Genomic DNA, 751 nt, shown 5'->3' on the forward strand with positions numbered 1-751 from the left:
GGTGTTTTTTTGTGCCATTTTACAGAACCCTTCTATTTCAGGGTAAAGAACTACATCCTGCTACTTCGTGCAAGGTGTCATTTTCGTACAAAAAAATTAGGATTTTAATTTTTTTCTCATTTTAAAATTAATCAACTTGACACCTTTGCGTTCAACAGTTTGTGAACGAACAATTTTGTAACCTTTATGTTCAAAAAATGGTTTAGCTGTAATGCTTGAATCTGTATCAATTACTAAGAGATTTAGCTTTTTCGCTTCACTTTCAATCATATCAACTAATGCTGAAGCTATACCTTGACTTTGAAAATCTTTATGAATATAAAGTCTATCTAAGTACCCTCCATAGGTTAAATCACTAAAGCCCACTACTTTATCATTAATTTTTGCAACAAATGTTATATTTTGACCTAATGTAACTTTCCACGAATTGATTTTCGATTCTTTTTCCTCTTTTGTTGCCCAAACATCTAATTGTTTTTGCGAATAATCTTTTAAATTAACTGAATGAACTGTTTCGTAAAATAAAGAAACAATTTCTTCAGTATCAGTTTCCTTAAACTTCATAATAATCATTTCCTAATGCACCTCTTTATATATTGGATTAAATATATTTCAACATCAAACTCTTTATTCAACTATCCCGCTCTTTAGCTTAACGACGGATTGTAAAATGAAGTGCGACACCTTCTGGGAATAAAAAACAAAGGACCCATGGCCGGATTCGTGTAGAATGAAAGTTCTCACCACCCCA

Annotated in this window: 1 protein-coding gene; it reads right to left on the reverse strand. The window is 31.7% G+C overall.

Going from position 1 to position 751, the window contains the following annotated elements; all coding sequences use genetic code 11:
• Positions 1-96 precede the first annotated feature (96 nt).
• A complete protein-coding gene (locus PPOP_RS16650; RefSeq protein ID WP_006287813.1) occupies positions 97-573 on the reverse strand; it encodes a GNAT family N-acetyltransferase in 477 nt (158 codons plus the stop codon).
• Positions 574-751: the final 178 nt, after the last annotated feature.

This window comes from Paenibacillus popilliae ATCC 14706 (assembly GCF_000315235.1).
GTDB classification, from domain to species: domain Bacteria; phylum Bacillota; class Bacilli; order Paenibacillales; family Paenibacillaceae; genus Paenibacillus_B; species Paenibacillus_B popilliae.

Coding starts and splice junctions, on each gene's coding strand:
- PPOP_RS16650 (WP_006287813.1), bottom strand. CDS start 573: ATGATTATTATGAAGTTTAAGGAAACTGATACTGAAGAAATTGTTTCT.